Raw genomic sequence first — 19,104 nt, forward strand, 5'->3', positions numbered from 1 at the left:
TACATCTATCAAACCATCTATCTGATTTTATTTCAAATAATTCAGAATCAAAAGAAAAGATGTAACCCTTAACGAATTACAACTTTATCTTATCTCCCTTTCTTATTCACCTTTTGTTCAAATAAATAATACGTAAGTTCTCCTGGATAATGTAATACAGTTACCTTCCGCTCCCCTTTTTTAAAACTAACAGTATGTCCGTTTTCCCCTAAGTTCTCCCATCCACTAGCCTTTGTAATAGGCATTACACTTATATATTTATACTCCTCTTCCTTATCATTGTTAATATGAATTGCTGACATTGGTACTGGAAAATCTTCAATTTTAGATTCTTTGTCTAAATATATAAGTGTAAATAAACTAACTAATAACACAACCGTTGAAATATTTGAAACTAGTTTTCTTCTATTCATTTTCACTAAAAACCCTCTTTTCTCACATATTACTTTCATTATTTTACTAATCTTGATTATTTGTGTATATAAAAAATATAATTAAAATTAATTCCAGACTATATTCTCTATTATTAACAATATTATTGTTATATATTATAATTAAAGGATATTTACTTTTGGAGGTATTACCCATTGAAGAAATTATTTTTTAATAAATGGACAATAGTTATTTCTATTTTTATTATTACCTGTACGATTTTCTACACAACTAAAGATAAAAATAATAACGAAAAAACTATCGTAGAAACAATTGATACAAAAAGTTTTAAAACTAAATTACAACCAAAAATTGATGAATTAACTACAAATTATAATGACATCATCGAAAAAGATTGGTTGCCTGCCTGGGAAGAGATTAACACGAACGGAGATTCAGTAGACAGAGATAAACTATTAGTCACAATGACTGCTATTTCCAAACAATATGAAAAAATCATGAACGAAATAGACACTGTGAAAATTAAAGAAAATATATCGGAAGTACAAATACAAGAACAACTAATTTATTTCACAACTGAATTTAAGACTGCTTCTAAATTTATGAAAAACGCAGCAAATTTAATTATAGACGGAGCAAATAACTCTACTCCATCCAATGAAACAATTGAAAATACTAAACATGCTTTAGGACTTGCGGACCAACATATTGTCCTCGCTTTATCTACGTTAAATGAAGTTGAAGTTAAATTAGGACTTGCAAAAAAATAAAACTGGTTACTATTTTAACATAAAAAAAGATTGCAATTCATATTTTGTCTGTCTATAATGTTTTTATTGATTTACAATCAATATTTTTATAAATTTTATAATTCGGATGAACCATTCAGGAGAAGGTCTATTGATCTACCGACGGGGCAAAAAGTTGCTGAATCAACTTTGAAACTCTCAGGTCTTGTTTACAAGTAGAACTGCATGGGGACGAATCTCTGGAGAGACTCCCTCTCGCTTTTATATAGCGCGGAGGAAAAAGAGCACCGAAGGAGCAAATCCGCTACTATAGCGGATAATCTCTCAGGTAAAAGGACAGAGACAAGCGAAAGAAAATGCCGATTTGTATCGGTTTATTTTTCTATCCCTTGTTTCTCCAGAGACCATTTCATTTACTTGAAGTGGTTTTTATTTTTTCATAAAAAGGAGAATACAGATGGAGACAGTAAGTACAGTATTAGAACAAATCAATCACTATGTGTGGGGATTACCAACGTTGTTGTTACTCGTTGGTACTGGTATCATTCTCACAGTGCGTTTAAAAGGATTACAGTTTAGTAAACTATTATACGCTCACAAACTAGCTTTTAAAAAATCAGAAGATACATCTTCCTCTGGAGATATTAGCCACTTCCAAGCACTTATGACAGCTATGGCGGCAACGATAGGTATGGGAAATATAGCCGGTGTTGCAACTGCAGTAACGATCGGTGGACCCGGTGCAATCTTTTGGATGTGGATTACTGCTTTGTTCGGTATGGCAACAAAGTATGCCGAAGCAATTCTTGCGGTGAAATACCGTGTTAGTAATGAAAATGGTGAATATTCAGGTGGACCAATGTACTATTTAGAACGTGGTTTAGGTAAGAAATGGCTTGCAGTTTTATTCGCTATATTCGGCACAACTGCTTCTTTCGGTATCGGTAATATGGTGCAATCTAACTCAGTTGCAGAGGCAATGCGAATTAATTTCTCTTTCCCTCCTGCTTTAACTGGTATATTTATGTCGTTTTTAATCGCCATTGTTATTTTAGGCGGTGTGAAAAAAATCGGGAAAGTGACAGGATATATCGTTCCTATTAAAGCTTTCTTTTATATCATTGCTGGGCTTATTATTATTTTCTATCACTACGATCAAATTCCAGAAGCATTCTCACTTATTTTTTCTGGCGCATTCAATGGGACTGCAGCTGCTGGTGGTTTTATTGGCGCAACAATTGCATCTGCAATTCAAATCGGAATGGCGCGCGGTGTATTTGCAAACGAAGCTGGTTTAGGGAGTGCCCCTATTGCTGCAGCTGCCGCAAAAACTGATTCACCTGCAAAGCAAGCTTTAGTTTCTATGACTGGTACTTTTCTAGATACGTTTATTGTATGTACCATTACAGGGCTAGTATTAATTACTACAGGTGCATGGAAATCAGGTAAAACTGGCGTTGAAGCGACAACACTTGCGTTCCAATCTGTATTTGGCACTGCTGGTAGTATGATTCTTGGTATCGCAATTATATTATTTGCCTACTCTACTATTTTAGGATGGTCGTATTACGGCGAGAAGTGCGTGGCTTATTTATTTGGAGAAGGTGCTGTTAAATATTATAAAGCGATCTTTATTGTCATGATTGCTATTGGGGCTAATTTAAAACTAGGTATCGTATGGACATTTGCTGATATTGCAAATGGACTTATGGCGATTCCAAACTTAATTGGCCTTATTGGGTTAAGTGGTATTGTTGTTGCTGAAACGAATCGCTTTTTACAAGCAGAGAAATTGAAAGAAAGTCATAAAAAACAGGCAAGTTAATATAAAAAAAGGAATGACTCATACATAATGAGCATTCCTTTTTTCGTTTTCTAACTCAGTAAATGTCATGAAAAATATATTTATATCGATCTTTCCCTTTTTTTATTCCACTAAAAGTTTTTCACATAAATGACATAAATCGTATGGTCTAACTATATAGTTGAAAAGGAATGTGACATTAAAGTGTCGCCGAAAAACTCATCCAAGAAAAGGGAGGAAAAATCTTTTGAAAAACAAAATCATTGTTTTCCTATCTGTGTTATCATTTATTATTGGTGGTTTCTTTTTTAACACAAATACTTCAAGTGCTGAAACATCATCTACTGATTACGTCCCTAACCAATTAATCGTTAAGTTCAAACAAAATGCCTCTTTAAGTAATGTTCAATCTTTTCACAAATCTGTCGGTGCTAACGTTTTATCTAAAGATGATACGTTAGGTTTTGAAGTCGTTCAATTTTCAAAAGGTACTGTCAAAGAAAAAATAAAAAGTTATAAAAATAATCCAGATGTGGAATATGCAGAACCGAATTATTACGTTCACGCCTTTTGGACTCCGAACGACCCATATTTTAAAAATCAATATGGATTGCAAAAAATTCAAGCTCCACAAGCTTGGGATAGTCAACGAAGTGATCCTGGTGTAAAAGTAGCTATTATTGATACAGGAGTTCAAGGTTCACACCCTGATTTAGCTTCGAAAGTAATTTACGGACATGATTATGTTGACAACGACAATACATCTGATGATGGTAATGGTCATGGTACGCATTGCGCTGGAATTACTGGAGCACTTACGAATAATAGTGTTGGAATTGCTGGTGTTGCCCCACAAACTTCAATTTATGCCGTCCGCGTATTAGATAATCAAGGAAGTGGTACTCTTGATGCTGTAGCGCAAGGGATTAGAGAAGCTGCTGATTCAGGTGCAAAAGTAATTAGCTTAAGCTTAGGCGCTCCAAATGGTGGGACTGCTTTACAACAAGCCGTTCAATATGCATGGAATAAAGGCTCTGTTATTGTTTCAGCTGCTGGAAATGCTGGAAATACAAAAGCTAATTATCCTGCTTATTACAACGAGGTGATTGCAGTTGCTTCTACAGATCAATCAGATAGAAAATCTTCATTTTCTACTTATGGTAACTGGGTAGATGTTGCAGCACCAGGTTCAAATATATATTCCACATATAAAGGAAGCACGTATCAATCATTAAGTGGTACATCTATGGCAACACCTCATGTTGCAGGAGTCGCTGCTCTTTTAGCAAATCAAGGATATAGCAATACACAAATCCGCCAAATTATTGAGTCAACGTCTGATAAAATTAGTGGTACAGGTACGTATTGGAAAAATGGTAGAGTCAATGCATATAAAGCTATACAATATGCTAAACAATTACAAGAAAATAAAGCCTCTTAAGAAATAATGTAAAACTTTAATCAGTGATCTGCCATTAGTGCGGGATAAAATAGAAGGAGAGACTTTTACAATTAAAGGCTCTCCTTCTTACAAACTATATTACTCCCCCTCCTTCTGCACCATATGTAAATACAGTACAAAATCCGTCATTGTCGACGAATGACCGAGTTGACGGATCATCGCTGTTATATTTCCTCTATGATATGTACCATGATTTACGACATGTTGTACTAACTCTAAAATTGAAGTTTCTAATTTCCCTGCATATGGATTCTCGATAACAAATACAGCATTCACGTCTTGTATTGTAATTAAAAAGTCTTTATATTGATTTGCCATGTTTTTAAACATTTTTTCTAATTCATGTAACGATTTAGTTTCGATTTGTTTTCGTAAATTTTCTCGGTCTTGTATTGCTTCATTCATACTTTTACCATGCAATATGTGTAACCACACTTGATCTGTAATATAAATATGCGCAAAAGTATCCTTAATTGATGGAAATACACTCTGTATCTTTTCGCTAAAGATTGTCTCATAGCTTGGTAACTCTTTTAATCGATTGAATAATCGCGTATTAGCCCAATCATGGTAATCAAACTGTTTTAACATGTACTCTTTCAATCTAAATCGCCTCCTTATTGTACGAAACGAATGTTTTGTTTCTCCATTTCCGATTCTCTATCAGCTTTTGCAATCCCTTTTTCTTCAACTACATGTTTATTTATAGTTTTATATTTTACATACGTATGAAATTCCGTTTGAAATGGAAACGGTGTAATCCGTATTGTTTCCTCGTCCACCCATTCAGCTTGAATAGGTTTCTCCACCTTACTATTAAACATTTCCGTTCCTTCAAAACCACCTTTAAACAAATCAATTTCATCTTCCTTTTCTACGCCAGGTTTATTCATACACACATATAAAGAAAGTTCATCGCAAAACTTTAATAATCTATAATGTTTATCGAACATCGCAAATTGTTCTTTCGTTAACGTTTTCAAAATTCTTTTTTGTCGTTTCAATTCATGTTTATAAAAAGACATCATTTCTTCGTCTTCGTCATTTAATGAAAATGATAAAAAATGTTTACTACAAAGTAATGCTCCGTATGGATTCGAATCTTCAATTTCATTCAAACCAATCGTATAAAAAACAAAACGCAATGAACTTGGACAATCCATAAATGTATATGGAATATTTTTAGCATCATTCAAAATTGGTACTTTATCAAGTTCTATCCATCCTCTATCATGCTCATATATTGCATCAATTGTCTCTTTTAAGTATGTTTCATCTTCAAAAAAATCTTCTTTTATATGCTTTGCAATCTCTCCAGCTAAAAAACCATGATCATGTTGACGAATTAATATACTTTCTTTCTCATTCTTTTCACGAAAAATCATTCATATACTCCCCCTCATCCTCATATTACAGCATTTTCTATACATCAATTCTTAATTAATCCCTAATTATTAGCAGGGATTCAGTCTCTTACAACGAAATTAACATAACTATATAGTATTCTTTCTAACCATATAAATAGCTTTCTCTATACTATCCATTATACTAAAACATTCATTCTAAAAAACTTTTTATGAGGTGAAAACATGAACAAAACAGAATTAGTTAAAAACGTGGCACAATCCGCTGATATTTCTCAAAAGGAAGCTTCTGCAGCGGTACAATCCGTATTTGACACAATTGCTACTGCATTACAATCTGGCGATAAAGTTCAATTAATCGGCTTTGGAACGTTTGAAGTGCGCGAAAGATCTGCTCGTACAGGACGTAATCCACAAACTGGCGAAGAAATTCAAATCGCTGCTGGTAAAGTTCCAGCATTTAAAGCTGGTAAAGAGTTAAAAGAAGCTGTGAAATAAATAAGAAACCAGCCATTTTATAGGCTGGTTTCTTATTTTCTATTTAAGCAGATTTTTTATATTCTCTGCATGATATACTTCACAAATATAAAATATGCATTTGCAATTACTTACAATTTGATATTTTCTAGTTGGATACACATTCGCCGTAACAGAGCATCCATCAAACAATTCAATAATATTCCCAGATGGCTGATATCCTTCGTATAATACGTTTCTTCTTACTTCCATCTTTTCTATAATTTTTTCAACTGGAATATTCCCACTCTCTAATTCACTCTTAATTGTATTTGGTAAAAACGAAGTGTCCGCAAAAATTAGATTCTCAGATAACACTTTTCCTTTATAACTAACATTGGATACACGGTAAAGAAATGTTCCGTTTTTATCAAAGAAATTCTTTGCTTCTTTCGGGATGTACTGTCTATCAAATACCTCTTGTTCGAGAATTTCAAACTGAACTGTATCATTCAAAAGCTTTTCTAAAGCATGAATAGATGATGTATCTCCAGAAAATAAAATATTTTTAATTGCTTGTACATTATAAGTGAATTCATTTGTTCTATTTTCCGCTACTAACATGAGGAACACCTCTTCTATAAGATTTTTTATTTAACTTATTTATAATTTAAAAGCGCTACTGCGTCTAACTGTGTAATTTCAGTTACTTCTTTACTAAATATTGCAATTGAAGCCATATAATCTGCACTTGGCCTTATATCCTCCATCATTGTATTTTCTACTAACTCTTGCCTATCCTTAAAAACTAACAAATTTGGAGGATCATTTGGAGCTGATACAGTAATACCTACTGGTGAAATCATTAGTCCTTCACCTGTCGCTTTTAGTACCGCTTCTTTTCGAGTCCAATATGTTAAAAAACCTTCTATTTTCTGTTCATTAGGTAATTTCATAACTTGTGCTATTTCAATGTCTGTTAATACGCCCTCTGCCATTTTCATAACATCTACATTTGGATTCATTTGTTCAACATCAACGCCTACAGGTGCAGACTTTGTAAATGCAACAACAACCCACTCACCCGAATGTGAAACAGATATTTGCGGCATTCCTTCTGGTAATTGTGGTCTACCATGTTGTAACTTACATACAGGGCACATTCGATTAATCGGTACTTGAACTGGCGACATAGAAAGGATCTTTCCAAGAACTAATCTACTAATTACACAACCTATTATAAATCGTGCACGATCTGCCGAATGATGATATGAATTTGCTTTCTCTCGTTCAACATCATTTAGTAAATTGTAATGCCATGATTGTAAATCTGAAATTCTTGCCCACCATATTTGACAACTATTCTCATTAAGAGTTGGTACAGAATCTACAACTTTACTCTCTATCATGTAAACTCTCTCCTTCTAAAAAACAATATCATTTTATTTCAAAAGAATATTATTATTCTATAACTTATTCGTTTACAACTTCTTTTTCTTTTTGTAATATAGGTAACGGCTTTTTCTTCTTCTTTGCCATTACCTCTTTATCAGAAATACGTAAAGAAAATAGTAATGCTACGAGTAAAAATATTGCTGATCCAATTAACGCAGCTTGATATGGTAAGAAATCTGACTGAGCATTATTTTGTACACTATTATTTCCAAAACCGGCTAGTATACTAGCTAAAACTGCAACTCCTATCGCTGAACCTAATCGATTTTGCACATTAAATATAGTCGTAGCTCTCCCCATAGAAGGTGGCGTGATATTATTAAATGCAGAAAATTGAACTGCTCCAACAGACTGACCTAAGAAAATACCGATACCAAACAATAATGCCCGAATTTGCCATGGGTTCGTATCGTGATTTACAAAACTTAATAAAACAAAGATAATCGCCGTACAAATTAATCCAATAGAAATTACCTTTCGAGCTCCTAGTTTCTTATATGACCATGGCACAATCTGTGACGATATCATTAACCCAATCGCCTCTGGGAATGTCGTAAGACCTGATTCCAATGCGGAAACCCCTATTACATTTTGATACATAAGTGGAAAAACAAATAACGTTCCTAGTAAACCAGCGGATGAAAACAATGAAATAAGACTCATTTTTCTAAAGACTGGTTCTTTTAATAAGCGTAAATCTAACATCGGTTGCTTTACTCTAAGTTCTACAATGATAAACAATGTAATGAATACAATCCCAGCTATTCCAGTACTTATAATCTCTGAAGCCCAGCCTTTTGACGGCCCTTGACTAAGTGCATAGATAAGCATCGCGAATCCTGGTGCTGAAAGAACAAAACCGAGAGAATCAAAGCGACCAGCTGATTTTTCAATATGCTCTTTTAAAAATAGTAGACCGAATAGTAATGCTACGATTCCGAACGGTAAATTAATATAAAATGCCCAGCGCCAAGACATTTGATCTACAAAAAAACCGCCAATAATTGGTCCTACTGCCGGTGCTACAGCAATTGGCAACACAATAAACCGTGAAATTTTCGGCCTTTCCTCTGGTGAAAATGTTCGGAATAACATCGCCATCCCAACTGGTGTTAAAAGCCCCCCGCCAGCACCTTGCATGATGCGAAAAAGATTCAATGAAGTAATATCATTCGCTATTCCACATAATGCAGACGCAGTTGTAAATACGAAAAGAGCGGTTAGAAATACTCTTTTCGTACCGAAGCGATCTCCTAACCAACCAGAAATCGGAAGAAAAACAGCTAAGCTAACTAAATACCCAACATTAACCGTCCCCATTGCAGATGGAGGCACTTGTAGTTCTTTACTTATCGTTTGGAGTGCTACATTCACAATCGTTGCATCCATCGCAGCCATAAACATCGCTGTTATATATACGATGCTTACAACTACTTTTGGATTTATTTTTGCCTTCATTATCGTTTTCCTACTAATATTTTTTCGCCCACTTGTTTACTTTTCGGATTCAAATCTTCCCAGTTATTTTCAACATATTTTAAACAATCATTCCTACTAGCCTCTTCATGCACGACATTCCAACCAATAGGTACATCAAGAAAAACAGGCCAGAGAGAATACTGGCCCTCCTCATTTTTTAGTACTTTATATGTGTAATTATCATTTTCAAACGGATTCGTCATACTGTACTTACCCCTTTCTTATCCTGCAAATATTTCGCTAATACTTGTCCAATCTCTGTAAGTGGTCCTGGTTGACATAAATCTTTATGTCTACAATCAATATGGTGTTGCACAATTTGCCCCTCTAAATAATTTAGCCACGTATTTGGAGAGATAGGATCGAACCAGTCTGGTATAACAGTAGATCTAAAGAATAAAATATCTCCGTTATAAACTTTCGGTACATATTTCCCTAACAATCCTACCGAATTTACATATGTTTCTTTCAAATTTAAAATCGTCTCTTCTTCAAGACTTGCTAATGCACTTCCATCTTTACGAAGTATTTCTACTGCACTTTCCATCGTAAGTGGTTTACCATCCATGTTATCTGGATCGTATCCACCTAAAGCAAGTAATGCGATTAACGCTTCTTCTTCAGTAGGTGCTTCCGTATTCGGTAAGAAGTGACCTGGATAAGAATCCAGCATAACGAGTAATTCTACTTCTTCCCCTTCATTTTGCAGTTGCGCCGCCATTGCATGCACAACATTTCCTCCGAGCGACCAACCGAGTAAACGATATGGTCCGTGAGGCTGTACTTCACGAACGTGTTTTAAATAATCCGCCGCCATCTCCTCTAAACTTTTTGGAAGTTCTTCATTTTTAGCAATACCACGTGCTTGGACACCGTAGATTGGATAATCTGTTCCTAAAGATTTCATAAGTCCTGCATAGCACCAACTTAATCCACCTGCTGGGTGTACACAAAATAGTGGTAATTGGTCTCCGCTTGCTCGTAATGGAAGCAACACATCAAGTGCACTTTGTCCATTTCCCACTTCAAGTCTTTCAGCAAGACCCGCAACAGTAGGTGCTGCAAATAAAGTTCCGATATTTAGTTCGACCCCAAGTGCTTCTTTAATACGACTCATAAGCTGCACTGCAAGAAGTGAATGGCCACCTAAATCAAAGAATCCGTCATCAATTCCAATTTGCGGCACACTTAAAATTTCTGTAAACAAGTCACATAACATTTCTTCTTGCGGTGTTCTTGGTCCACGACTAGAAGATGATGCGATAAATTCTGGAGCCGGCAATGCCTTTCTATCTAATTTACCGTTTGGAGTTAAAGGCAACTCATTTACTACTACAAAAGCGTATGGAACCATGTAATCTGGTAAACTACCTCCAGCATACTTACGCATTTCATTCGTATCAATCATTTCATTATTTGATGCGACGATATAAGAAACTAACCGTTTATCCCCTGGTTGATCTTCCCGTACAATAACGGCTACTTGCTCAACTTTAGGATGTTTCATTATTACCGCTTCTATTTCCCCTAATTCAATTCGGAATCCACGAATTTTTATTTGATGATCTGCACGTCCTATATAATCTAGCGTCCCATCTTGACGCCAACGTGCTAAGTCCCCAGTACGATACATTCTTGTACCTGGCTTACCAAATGGATCTGCAATAAAACGTTCTGCAGTTAAGCCTGCTCTTCCTAAATATCCACGAGCAAGCCCTGCACCTGCAACATACATTTCTCCAACTACTCCAGGTGGCACCGGTTGTAAATAGTTGTCTAACACATACACTTTAAGATCAGGTATACTACACCCAATTAAACTGTTTGCTCGTAAAGAGACGATTGTTTCATCTAATTCAATATAACTAACATGTACTGTCGTCTCCGTAATACCGTACATATTAATAAGTTTTGGTGCGTTATGAGAATGTCGACAATACCAATCTTCTAATCGACTTAGCTCAAGTGCTTCTCCTCCAAAAACAACATATCGTAAAGATAATTTTTGGCCAATTTCTTCATTTTCATGATCTGCTTGCATCAATTGATAGAACGCTGATGGAGTTTGGTTTAAAACAGTTACCTTTTCTTTAACAAGAAGTTGTAAAAATTCTTTCGGCGAGCGACTTACAGTATGTGGTACTACGACTAAACGCCCACCATATAATAAAGGTCCCCAAATTTCCCAAACCGAGAAATCAAAAGCATATGAATGAAACATTGTCCATACATCGTTCTCGTCAAATTGGAACCAATGATCAGTTGCTCCTAAAAGTCTTACTACATTTTGATGAGGTATCATAACGCCTTTCGGTCTACCAGTTGAGCCTGATGTATAAATAACATACGCAATGTGCGAAGGAGATAACTGCTTCATGCGCTCCATTTCATCAATATTGTCTTCACTATATTTCTCAATTTCCCCTATTACTTTCACATCATCAACTAAAATTTTCAGTTCCTCATCACATTCAATTTCCACATCTGAATTTGTTAAAACACATGATGGTTTCGCATCGTGGAGCATAAATGAAATACGATCTGACGGATAATCCGGATCTAACGGAAGGTATCCCGCACCAGCTTTCAGAACAGCTAGTAAGCTTACAACCATATTTAAAGATCTCGGCATCGCTAAAGCAACGAGTTGATCAGGGCCTACTCCATTTGCTATTAGCAATCGAGCTATTTTATTCGCTTTTTTATTCAACTCTTCATAAGTTAACTTTTCATCTTCAAAGACGACAGCAATAGAATTTGGATTTATATGAGCCTGCTTTTCAAATAATTGTGGCAATGTCATTTCTGGTACAATTTGAAAACCACCATTCCACTTTTCTAACACTGTATTTTTCTCTGCTAAAGTTAATATTTCTAATGTGCCAATTGATTGATCCGGATATTTCGCTGCATCATCTAATAACAAAATAAATCGTTCAACTAATTTTTGAACTGTTTCACGTGTATATAAATCCGTACTAAATTCTAGTAATCCGTTTAAGCCATCTGGAGTACCATCAACTCCGTTACTCTCGCTAATTTCAAATGTTAGATCAAACTTGGCAGAACCAACGCTTTGAATTTCAAGGTTCGCTTCTATATCCGGAGCATCAAACGTTGCTTCTGGCGTATTTTGGAAAGCTAACATAACTTGAAACAGCGGATGACTATTTCGAGTACGTACTGGATTTAACACTTCAACGAGTCGTTCAAATGGAACATCTTGATTTTCATAAGCTGCAAGATTTGATTGCTTCACTCTATTCAATAATTCTTTAAAGCTTGGATCTCCTGATGTATTTGTACGTAACACTAATGTATTTACAAATAAACCGACTATGTCAGAGAGTGCATCTTCATTTCTTCCAGCAATCGGACTACCAATTGGTATATCAGTACCTGCACCTAATCTTGTAAATAGCGCACTAAGTCCTGCTTGCAACACCATAAACAAACTAACTCCGTTTTTCCGTGCAAGCTCTACTAACCTACTATGCATACCCGCATCTATTTGAAAATGAATTGTTTCTCCGTGATAACTCATTTCAATTGGACGCTGGTAATCTGTAGGTAACTCTATTTTATCTGGTAAACCTTCTAACTCTTTCTTCCAAAAATCTAATTGTGTTGAAATAAGACTTTCTGGTGTAGTTTCATTACCGAGCAGTTGTTGTTGCCAAAGTGCATAATCTGCGTATTGAACTGGAAGTGTCTCTAGCTGAACTCTGTTACTTTGACATCGTGCTTTATATGACGCTGTAAAATCTCTCGTTAACGGTTGTAATGACCAGCCATCCCCTACAATATGGTGCAATAGAATTAGTAATACATGTTCGTTTTCATTCACTGTAAATAGTTGCAGACGAACTGCTGGTTCAACATCAAGGTTAAAACTATATCTTACCGCCTCTACAAGCACATTTTCTAACTCATCTTTACATGTTTTTGTTATTATCATTTCTAGATTTAAATTTTCCATATCTAAAATTTTCTGATAGGAACTACCTAATACGTTAGGGAAAATCGTTCTAAGCGTTTCATGTTTCTCAACTACATCATAAAAGGCACCTTGCAATGCTTCCTCGTTCAACTTTCCAGAAATACGAACGACTAATGGAATATTATAAGTAGGACTTGGACCTTCTAAACAATTTAAGAACCATAACCTGCGCTGTGCAAATGAAAGTGGAACTTCATTTGGTCTACTTACTTTCTTAATAGCTGGTCTTGCAGTTTTTGCTTGATCCAATTGTTTCGCCAGTTCAGCAACAGTTGGCGATTCAAATAGTTTTCCTATTCCTAATTCAACACTTAACGTTTCACGAATTCTTGCCATTAGACGAGATGCAAGAAGCGAATGGCCACCCATTTCAAAGAAATTATCATCAATGCTAATGCGAGAAACACCAAGTACTTCTGCAAATAAATCACATAATATTTCTTCTTTCGGATTTCTAGCAACTCTCTCCTTGTTCATTTCATTAAAATCAGGAGCAGGTAATTTCTTTCTATCAACCTTACCATTTGGCGTTAATGGTAATTCTTCTAGCACAACAAATGCCGATGGCACCATATAATTCGCTAAACTTTCTGAAACATAAGAACGAATTTCTGAAAGGTTAATCCCTTCATTCCCTTCGGCAACGATATACGCAATGATTCGTTTATCATTTGGGCGATCTTCCCGTACCATTACTACCGCTTGTTGAATATATTCATGTCGTTGTAATACCATTTCAATTTCAGCTAATTCAATTCGGAAACCACGAATTTTAATTTGATGATCTGCGCGGCTCATGTACTCTAACACACCATCATTACGCCATTTCACAAGATCACCTGTGCGGTACATGCGCTTCCCTGGTTTTCCATAAGGATCTGCAACAAACCGTTCAGCCGTTAACTCTGGTTTTCCTAAATATCCGTTCGCAAGCCCTTCCCCTGCAATATATAATTCACCAATTAATCCAGGTGGTACTGGTTGTAAACCTGCATCTAATACATACACGTCTGTACTCCAAATTGGCTTTCCAATAGGAGGTATACCAATTTCATTTTCATCAATGTTCATGACAGTAGACCAAATAGTCGTTTCAGTTGGTCCATATAAGTTTGTAATAGAGCAACCTAATTCTTTTAATATATTTGCTAAATGGGCTGGAAGAGCTTCACCACCAACGAGCACATTTAGCCCTTGTAGCCTTTCTGGATATTCAGTTACTAACGCCTGCCATAACGTCGGTGTAGCTTGCATAACTGTCACTCTTTCTTCTTGTAACAGTGCCGTTAACGCAGAAGGCTCTTGAATTACCTCTTTTTGTGCAATTGTTAAACTTGCACCACTAATAAGAGGTAAATAAATCTCTAGAGCAGAAATATCAAACGCAAATGTTGTAACTGCTACTAAATGATCGTTCTCATTTAGTGAAAACATATCGTCCATAGCCAATAGAAAGTTACTTAAAGCTTTCATAGGAACAATTACACCTTTTGGATTTCCGGTTGAGCCTGAAGTGTAAATTGTATACGCAGGCTTTAAAAATGAATCATCATTTCTAAATGGTAGATTCCTATGAGAATATGCTTTTAATGCTAGTTCTGTTTCTTCTCGATCTAATTCGATTTTTTTTATATCATTTTCTATAACTAAAGTAGATGAAACAGATGAATGTGTGATGATATAAATTGGTTTTGCATCATTTACTATATAATTTATTCGCTCAGCTGGATATTCTGGATCTATCGGTAAATACGCTGCACCAGCCTTTAAAACTGCTAGCATACTTACTACCATTTCTATTGACCTTGGAAATACTAAAGCTACAGACTGATTTGGCCCTATTCCTTCTTCTACTAAATAGTGCGCTAGTTCATTCGCCCGTTCATTTAGCTCTTTATACGTAAGGTCTACTCCGTTACACGTAACCGCTATTTTATTTGGATTTTTTTGTACTTGTTTTTCAAATAATAAAGGTAGAGTGATTAAATCCTCAGCTTCCTTAGTTTCATTCCATTCGAATAAAACTTTATGATTTTCTTCTGGAAGAGTAATGTTTATATTTCCAATCGACACGTCTTTTTGATAATCATTTATCACTAATTCTAATACATTCATAAATCTCTCTTTATGCAATGCTAGTTCCGTATCACTATATACTAACGGATTCGCATCAAAATGAATCATTAGCTCATTTTGATCAAAACGTTTATATACATTTATCGATAAATCATCGACTGGTCCTGCTGATAAATTATGTGTAATACCACGATTCCCAGCAAAATTAAGCCCATAATCAAAAGGCATCACATTCACTAACGGCCCGAATAACCTTTGATTTTCACCTAGTAACTTTAAGTCTCTTCTTAATTCCTCATGACGATATTTATGATGACGACGTACTTCTCGAATCTCTTTAGAAACTTGCTGTATGCATTCCGCAAGAGTTATATTTGGAGTTACTGTAATACGAAGTGGTACTAAATTCATTACCATGCTCGGTGTATAAATAGATGCAGAACCGAGACGCCCCATCATTGGTAAACCTAAAACAATATCATTTGCACCTGTTAATTTATGCATGTAAATACTTGTTACAGCTACAATAAATTCCGGCCAATTTGTTAAAGAAACATTGATATCTTCAAGTAAAGTTTTCGTGCTAGAACTGGATAAATAAGCTGTTTCTCGTAAAAATCCATTTGATGTTCTCGGCGCTCGTTCTGCTAAACTTATGACATCCGGTTCATCTGCAAACTTTTCTAACCAAAAAGTACGATCTTCCTGAAATTGTTTAGACTCACGATACTCCATATCTTCTTGTACAATTTTTGCAAGAGAACCAAATGGCTTTTCATTCTTTCTTGTTTCTTCTATAAGTGATGTATACTCTTTCGCTACCTTTTGGCTTAGAAGTGAAAATCCATAGCCATCCATCACAATGTGATGGATGCGCTGATACCAAAAGAAACGATTATTTTCAACTTGAATAAGTGCTTCAGTAAATAAAGTATCTCTTTTCAAATCGACTGGCATAGATAAATCATTTTTCATCCATACTTTAGCAGCTTCTTCAGGATTTTCTTCTTTACGAACGTCAATAAAATGCATATGAAACTGTAATTCTTCAATAACTTGCCATGGACCAATTTCATCCTCTTCGAAGCGAACATGTAGTGCTTCTGCTTCTGTTACAACTTTACGTACTGCTAATTCGAAAATTTCTTGATTAATATTTCCGTTTATTTCAACATATTCCCCAGTATTATAAATCGGATTAAGCGGATCTAATTGCTGTGCAAACCACATACCAGTCTGCGCAGATGATAACGAATGACGAACCTTTTGACTATTAGGCATTCTTTACTACCCCTTTATTATGTAGTCTATTTGTTACAGCACCTGTGCTGTCTGTGAAGATAGTAAACTGTACCAATAGGAAACAGTTGGACGTTCTGCTAAATCTGCAAAAGTTATTTCTTTCCCTTCGCGACGCCACATCTCTACTAAACTCATAATTCTGACCGAATCAAGTCCTCTATTTAGTAAGTCCTCATCAATATCAATACTCTCTACTGGCTCACGAAGTAGTTGTGCAACTAGTTCATGCACTTCCTGTAAAGTGATTCCTTCACTCTCATCACTTTTTACACTTTGTAAATCTTTTAACAGTAAGTTTGTTGATGTCGTTACTGCACATCTATTAGATGCATACTCCAATGCTTGTTTATGATGGTCTATTGAAAAATCAGCAACTGCATCTGCTACAAAAAATGGTTCTATACCATCCATAAATGCTTCGCAAGCTGTTAAAAGGCAGCCGATATGCGCATAAATACCGCAAATAATAAGTTGATCTCTTCCCTGTTCATTTAAAATTTCTAATAGATTTGTCTTTTTAAATGCACTATATCTCCATTTTGTTAAGAATATATCATCTTCATTAGGAGTAAGTTCATCGACAATTTTCTTTTTATCTGGTCCAGCAGGAATACCGTCACCCCAGAAGTCTTGTAATAATCCACGTTGTTCTAACGTTTGTCCACCTGGTTGTGCTGTATAAACAACTGGTATACCAAGTTCCTTACATTTTTCTCTTATCACCTTAATATTTGAAATGAGTTCTACTTTTGGTGATTCTTTATCGCTATATGCATCAAGAAAATATTTTTGCATGTCATGGATTAAAAGAACCGCACGTTTCGGATCTGGCGTCCAGTTCACTTTATTTTTTGGTAGTTCTGATTCAACTGGCATTTTGTATACTGAAATAGATGGGATAGCCATCTAATCACTTCCTTCCAATTTTTATTTTTTTATCGCTTTACCGTAATAAGTTTTTCCGTAATGACTTTACGTAACTCTTTTTTGCTTACCTTTCCAACACCTGTTTGCGGGAATGAATCAATAAATTCAATTCGATCTGGAATCTTATAAGCCGCTATACCCCGTTCTCTTAAAAACATTTTTAATTCACTTACTGTCGGAGCTTGTTCACGAGCTATTACAAACGCACAAGTACGTTCTCCTAAATAATCATCAGGCATTGATACGATGGCTACATCATGTACTGCATCATGTGCTAATAAATGATTTTCAACTTCTTCCGCAGCAACTTTCTCGCCACCACGGTTAATTTGATCTTTATCTCTTCCTTCTACAATGATGTAACCTTGTTCATTTACTTTTACAAGATCACCTGTGCGATAAAATCCATCCTTTGTAAATGATCGTGCATTATGCTCTTCTGCTTTATAATAGCCACGAATTGTATAGGGCCCTCTTGTTAATAAACTACCTACTTCACCAGGTTTTACATCGTTATCATTTTCATCAACAACCCGTACTTCATCGAATGTAGACATCGGTCTACCTTGTGTATGAATAATGATTTCTTCCGGATCATTTAATCTCGTGTAATTTACTAACCCTTCTGCCATACCAAACACTTGCTGTAACGTACATCCAAATGTAGGGCGAATACGCTTTGCAACTTCGGCACTAAATTTCGCACCACCTACTTGAATCACTTCTAGGCTCGATAAATCGTTATTACGGGAAGATGCAGCATCAAGCCAAATCATTGCTAATGGTGGAACGAGCGCTGTAATCGTTACTTTTTCTTTTTCTATAAGAGCAAATGCCTCATCTGGACTCCCTCCAGTTGCTAACACTACTTTTCCACCCGCATAGAAAGTTCCAAATGTCCCTGGAGAACTCATCGGGTAATTGTGTGCTACTGGAAGAACTGCCATATAGACACTTTCTGCATTTAAATTACAAATTTCAGCGCTAACACGTAAACTATAAATATAGTCATCGTGTGTTCTAGGAATTAATTTAGAAAGTCCTGTTGTCCCTCCTGATAATTGGAGAAACGCAACATCACTTGGCTGAACTTCTGGTAATGGAACGGGATCTATATACAGATCACTTATGTTCACAAACTCTTCTTCTTCTCCCACTACAATTACATGTTGTAAAGTTGGTACTTTCTCTTTCACTTCTCTTGCTAGTTTTCGATAATCAAAGCCGAGAGCCTTATCTGAAATAACGTAAGCACTCGCCTCACCAAACTCACAAAAATAACTAATTTCACTGCTTCGATGTGAAGGTAGTGCAAAAACAGGAAGTGCTCCAATTCGAAATAGCGCAAAGCATATTTCGAAAAACTCGATAATGTTGGGTAACTGGATTACAACCCGGTCCTCTTTCTTTATTCCTAAATTCAGTAAACCTGAAGCTAAGCAATCTACTTTTTTATCAAGCTCACTATACGTTATATGCGTATTACCACTTACAACTGCAATTTCATCTCCATGCTTTTCAGCACGTTCTCTTAACAACGAACCAAATGTTTCTCCAAGCCAACATCCTTCTTCTCGATAACGATTTGCAAATTCTTCTGGCCATTCCGTGAAACCTGCTAACATTCTTTCTTCCCC

14 protein-coding genes and 1 riboswitch are annotated in these 19,104 nt (G+C 35.7%); of the genes, 4 read left to right on the forward strand and 10 right to left on the reverse strand.

Going from position 1 to position 19,104, the window contains the following annotated elements; all coding sequences use genetic code 11:
• Positions 1–89: 89 nt before the first annotated feature.
• Positions 90–455 carry a hypothetical protein gene (locus AC1DMU_RS19165; RefSeq protein ID WP_098133849.1) on the reverse strand — a complete coding sequence of 122 codons (366 nt, stop codon included), beginning with the start codon at positions 453–455 and terminating at the stop codon, positions 90–92.
• Positions 456–587: 132 nt separating this feature from the next.
• Here AC1DMU_RS19165 and AC1DMU_RS19170 point away from each other — a divergent pair, with 132 nt between their 5' ends.
• The 3 genes from AC1DMU_RS19170 (at position 588) to AC1DMU_RS19180 (ending at position 4,387) form a co-directional block, all read left to right on the forward strand.
• Complete coding sequence (locus tag AC1DMU_RS19170; RefSeq protein WP_046955749.1) at positions 588–1,163, forward strand: hypothetical protein; 576 nt, start codon at positions 588–590, stop codon at positions 1,161–1,163.
• A 208-nt stretch (positions 1,164–1,371) separates the two neighbouring features.
• A riboswitch (glycine riboswitch) is annotated at positions 1,372–1,492 on the forward strand.
• Positions 1,493–1,599: 107 nt separating this feature from the next.
• Positions 1,600–2,967, forward strand: coding sequence for an alanine/glycine:cation symporter family protein (locus AC1DMU_RS19175; protein ID WP_000451054.1), 1,368 nt, complete (start codon positions 1,600–1,602; stop codon positions 2,965–2,967).
• A 226-nt stretch (positions 2,968–3,193) separates the two neighbouring features.
• A complete protein-coding gene (locus tag AC1DMU_RS19180) occupies positions 3,194–4,387 on the forward strand; it encodes a S8 family peptidase (RefSeq protein ID WP_046955748.1) in 1,194 nt (397 codons plus the stop codon).
• Positions 4,388–4,486: 99 nt separating this feature from the next.
• Here AC1DMU_RS19180 and AC1DMU_RS19185 read toward each other — a convergent pair whose 3' ends face one another.
• Together AC1DMU_RS19185 and AC1DMU_RS19190 are read right to left on the reverse strand one after the other, a co-directional pair.
• Positions 4,487–5,011: a DinB family protein gene (locus tag AC1DMU_RS19185; RefSeq protein ID WP_046955747.1), complete on the reverse strand. Its 525-nt coding sequence runs from the start codon at positions 5,009–5,011 to the stop codon at positions 4,487–4,489.
• Between the two features lie 14 nt (positions 5,012–5,025).
• Positions 5,026–5,793, reverse strand: a complete 768-nt coding sequence (locus tag AC1DMU_RS19190) for a DUF3891 family protein (protein ID WP_046955746.1) — start codon at positions 5,791–5,793, stop codon at positions 5,026–5,028.
• Positions 5,794–5,997: 204 nt separating this feature from the next.
• Here AC1DMU_RS19190 and AC1DMU_RS19195 point away from each other — a divergent pair, with 204 nt between their 5' ends.
• Positions 5,998–6,270, forward strand: a complete 273-nt coding sequence (locus AC1DMU_RS19195) for an HU family DNA-binding protein (RefSeq protein WP_001043960.1) — start codon at positions 5,998–6,000, stop codon at positions 6,268–6,270.
• 39 nt (positions 6,271–6,309) lie between these two features.
• On the opposite strand, the gene AC1DMU_RS19200 is transcribed toward AC1DMU_RS19195, so the two are convergent.
• From AC1DMU_RS19200 to AC1DMU_RS19230, 7 genes are all read right to left on the reverse strand, one after another.
• Positions 6,310–6,852, reverse strand: coding sequence for a cold-shock protein (locus AC1DMU_RS19200; protein ID WP_088063307.1), 543 nt, complete (start codon positions 6,850–6,852; stop codon positions 6,310–6,312).
• Between the two features lie 35 nt (positions 6,853–6,887).
• Positions 6,888–7,637, reverse strand: coding sequence for a 4'-phosphopantetheinyl transferase Sfp (gene sfp, locus AC1DMU_RS19205; RefSeq protein WP_046955744.1), 750 nt, complete (start codon positions 7,635–7,637; stop codon positions 6,888–6,890).
• Between the two features lie 64 nt (positions 7,638–7,701).
• Positions 7,702–9,141 carry an MDR family MFS transporter gene (locus AC1DMU_RS19210; protein WP_046955743.1) on the reverse strand — a complete coding sequence of 480 codons (1,440 nt, stop codon included), beginning with the start codon at positions 9,139–9,141 and terminating at the stop codon, positions 7,702–7,704.
• Complete coding sequence (locus AC1DMU_RS19215; RefSeq protein WP_088063306.1) at positions 9,141–9,365, reverse strand: MbtH family protein; 225 nt, start codon at positions 9,363–9,365, stop codon at positions 9,141–9,143. The genes AC1DMU_RS19210 and AC1DMU_RS19215 overlap by 1 nt, the downstream gene beginning before the upstream one ends.
• Positions 9,362–16,519 (reverse strand): amino acid adenylation domain-containing protein, encoded by a 7,158-nt coding sequence (locus AC1DMU_RS19220; RefSeq protein WP_088063305.1) that lies wholly within the window; start codon positions 16,517–16,519, stop codon positions 9,362–9,364. The genes AC1DMU_RS19215 and AC1DMU_RS19220 overlap by 4 nt, the downstream gene beginning before the upstream one ends.
• A 33-nt stretch (positions 16,520–16,552) precedes the next feature.
• Positions 16,553–17,446: an isochorismatase family protein gene (locus AC1DMU_RS19225; RefSeq protein ID WP_088063304.1), complete on the reverse strand. Its 894-nt coding sequence runs from the start codon at positions 17,444–17,446 to the stop codon at positions 16,553–16,555.
• A 29-nt stretch (positions 17,447–17,475) separates the two neighbouring features.
• Positions 17,476–19,092: a (2,3-dihydroxybenzoyl)adenylate synthase gene (locus AC1DMU_RS19230; RefSeq protein ID WP_088063303.1), complete on the reverse strand. Its 1,617-nt coding sequence runs from the start codon at positions 19,090–19,092 to the stop codon at positions 17,476–17,478.
• Positions 19,093–19,104: the final 12 nt, after the last annotated feature.

This window comes from Bacillus sp. 01N45 (assembly GCF_056399205.1).

Bases quoted from the DNA above. Each gene is read 5' to 3' on its own strand.
- AC1DMU_RS19210 (WP_046955743.1), bottom strand. From the start codon at position 9,141: ATGAAGGCAAAAATAAATCCAAAAGTAGTTGTAAGCATCGTATATATA.
- AC1DMU_RS19200 (WP_088063307.1), bottom strand. From the start codon at position 6,852: ATGTTAGTAGCGGAAAATAGAACAAATGAATTCACTTATAATGTACAA.
- AC1DMU_RS19220 (WP_088063305.1), bottom strand. From the start codon at position 16,519: ATGCCTAATAGTCAAAAGGTTCGTCATTCGTTATCATCTGCGCAGACT.
- AC1DMU_RS19225 (WP_088063304.1), bottom strand. From the start codon at position 17,446: ATGGCTATCCCATCTATTTCAGTATACAAAATGCCAGTTGAATCAGAA.
- AC1DMU_RS19195 (WP_001043960.1), top strand. From the start codon at position 5,998: ATGAACAAAACAGAATTAGTTAAAAACGTGGCACAATCCGCTGATATT.
- AC1DMU_RS19190 (WP_046955746.1), bottom strand. From the start codon at position 5,793: ATGATTTTTCGTGAAAAGAATGAGAAAGAAAGTATATTAATTCGTCAA.
- sfp (WP_046955744.1), bottom strand. From the start codon at position 7,637: ATGATAGAGAGTAAAGTTGTAGATTCTGTACCAACTCTTAATGAGAAT.
- AC1DMU_RS19175 (WP_000451054.1), top strand. From the start codon at position 1,600: ATGGAGACAGTAAGTACAGTATTAGAACAAATCAATCACTATGTGTGG.
- AC1DMU_RS19230 (WP_088063303.1), bottom strand. From the start codon at position 19,092: ATGTTAGCAGGTTTCACGGAATGGCCAGAAGAATTTGCAAATCGTTAT.
- AC1DMU_RS19215 (WP_088063306.1), bottom strand. From the start codon at position 9,365: ATGACGAATCCGTTTGAAAATGATAATTACACATATAAAGTACTAAAA.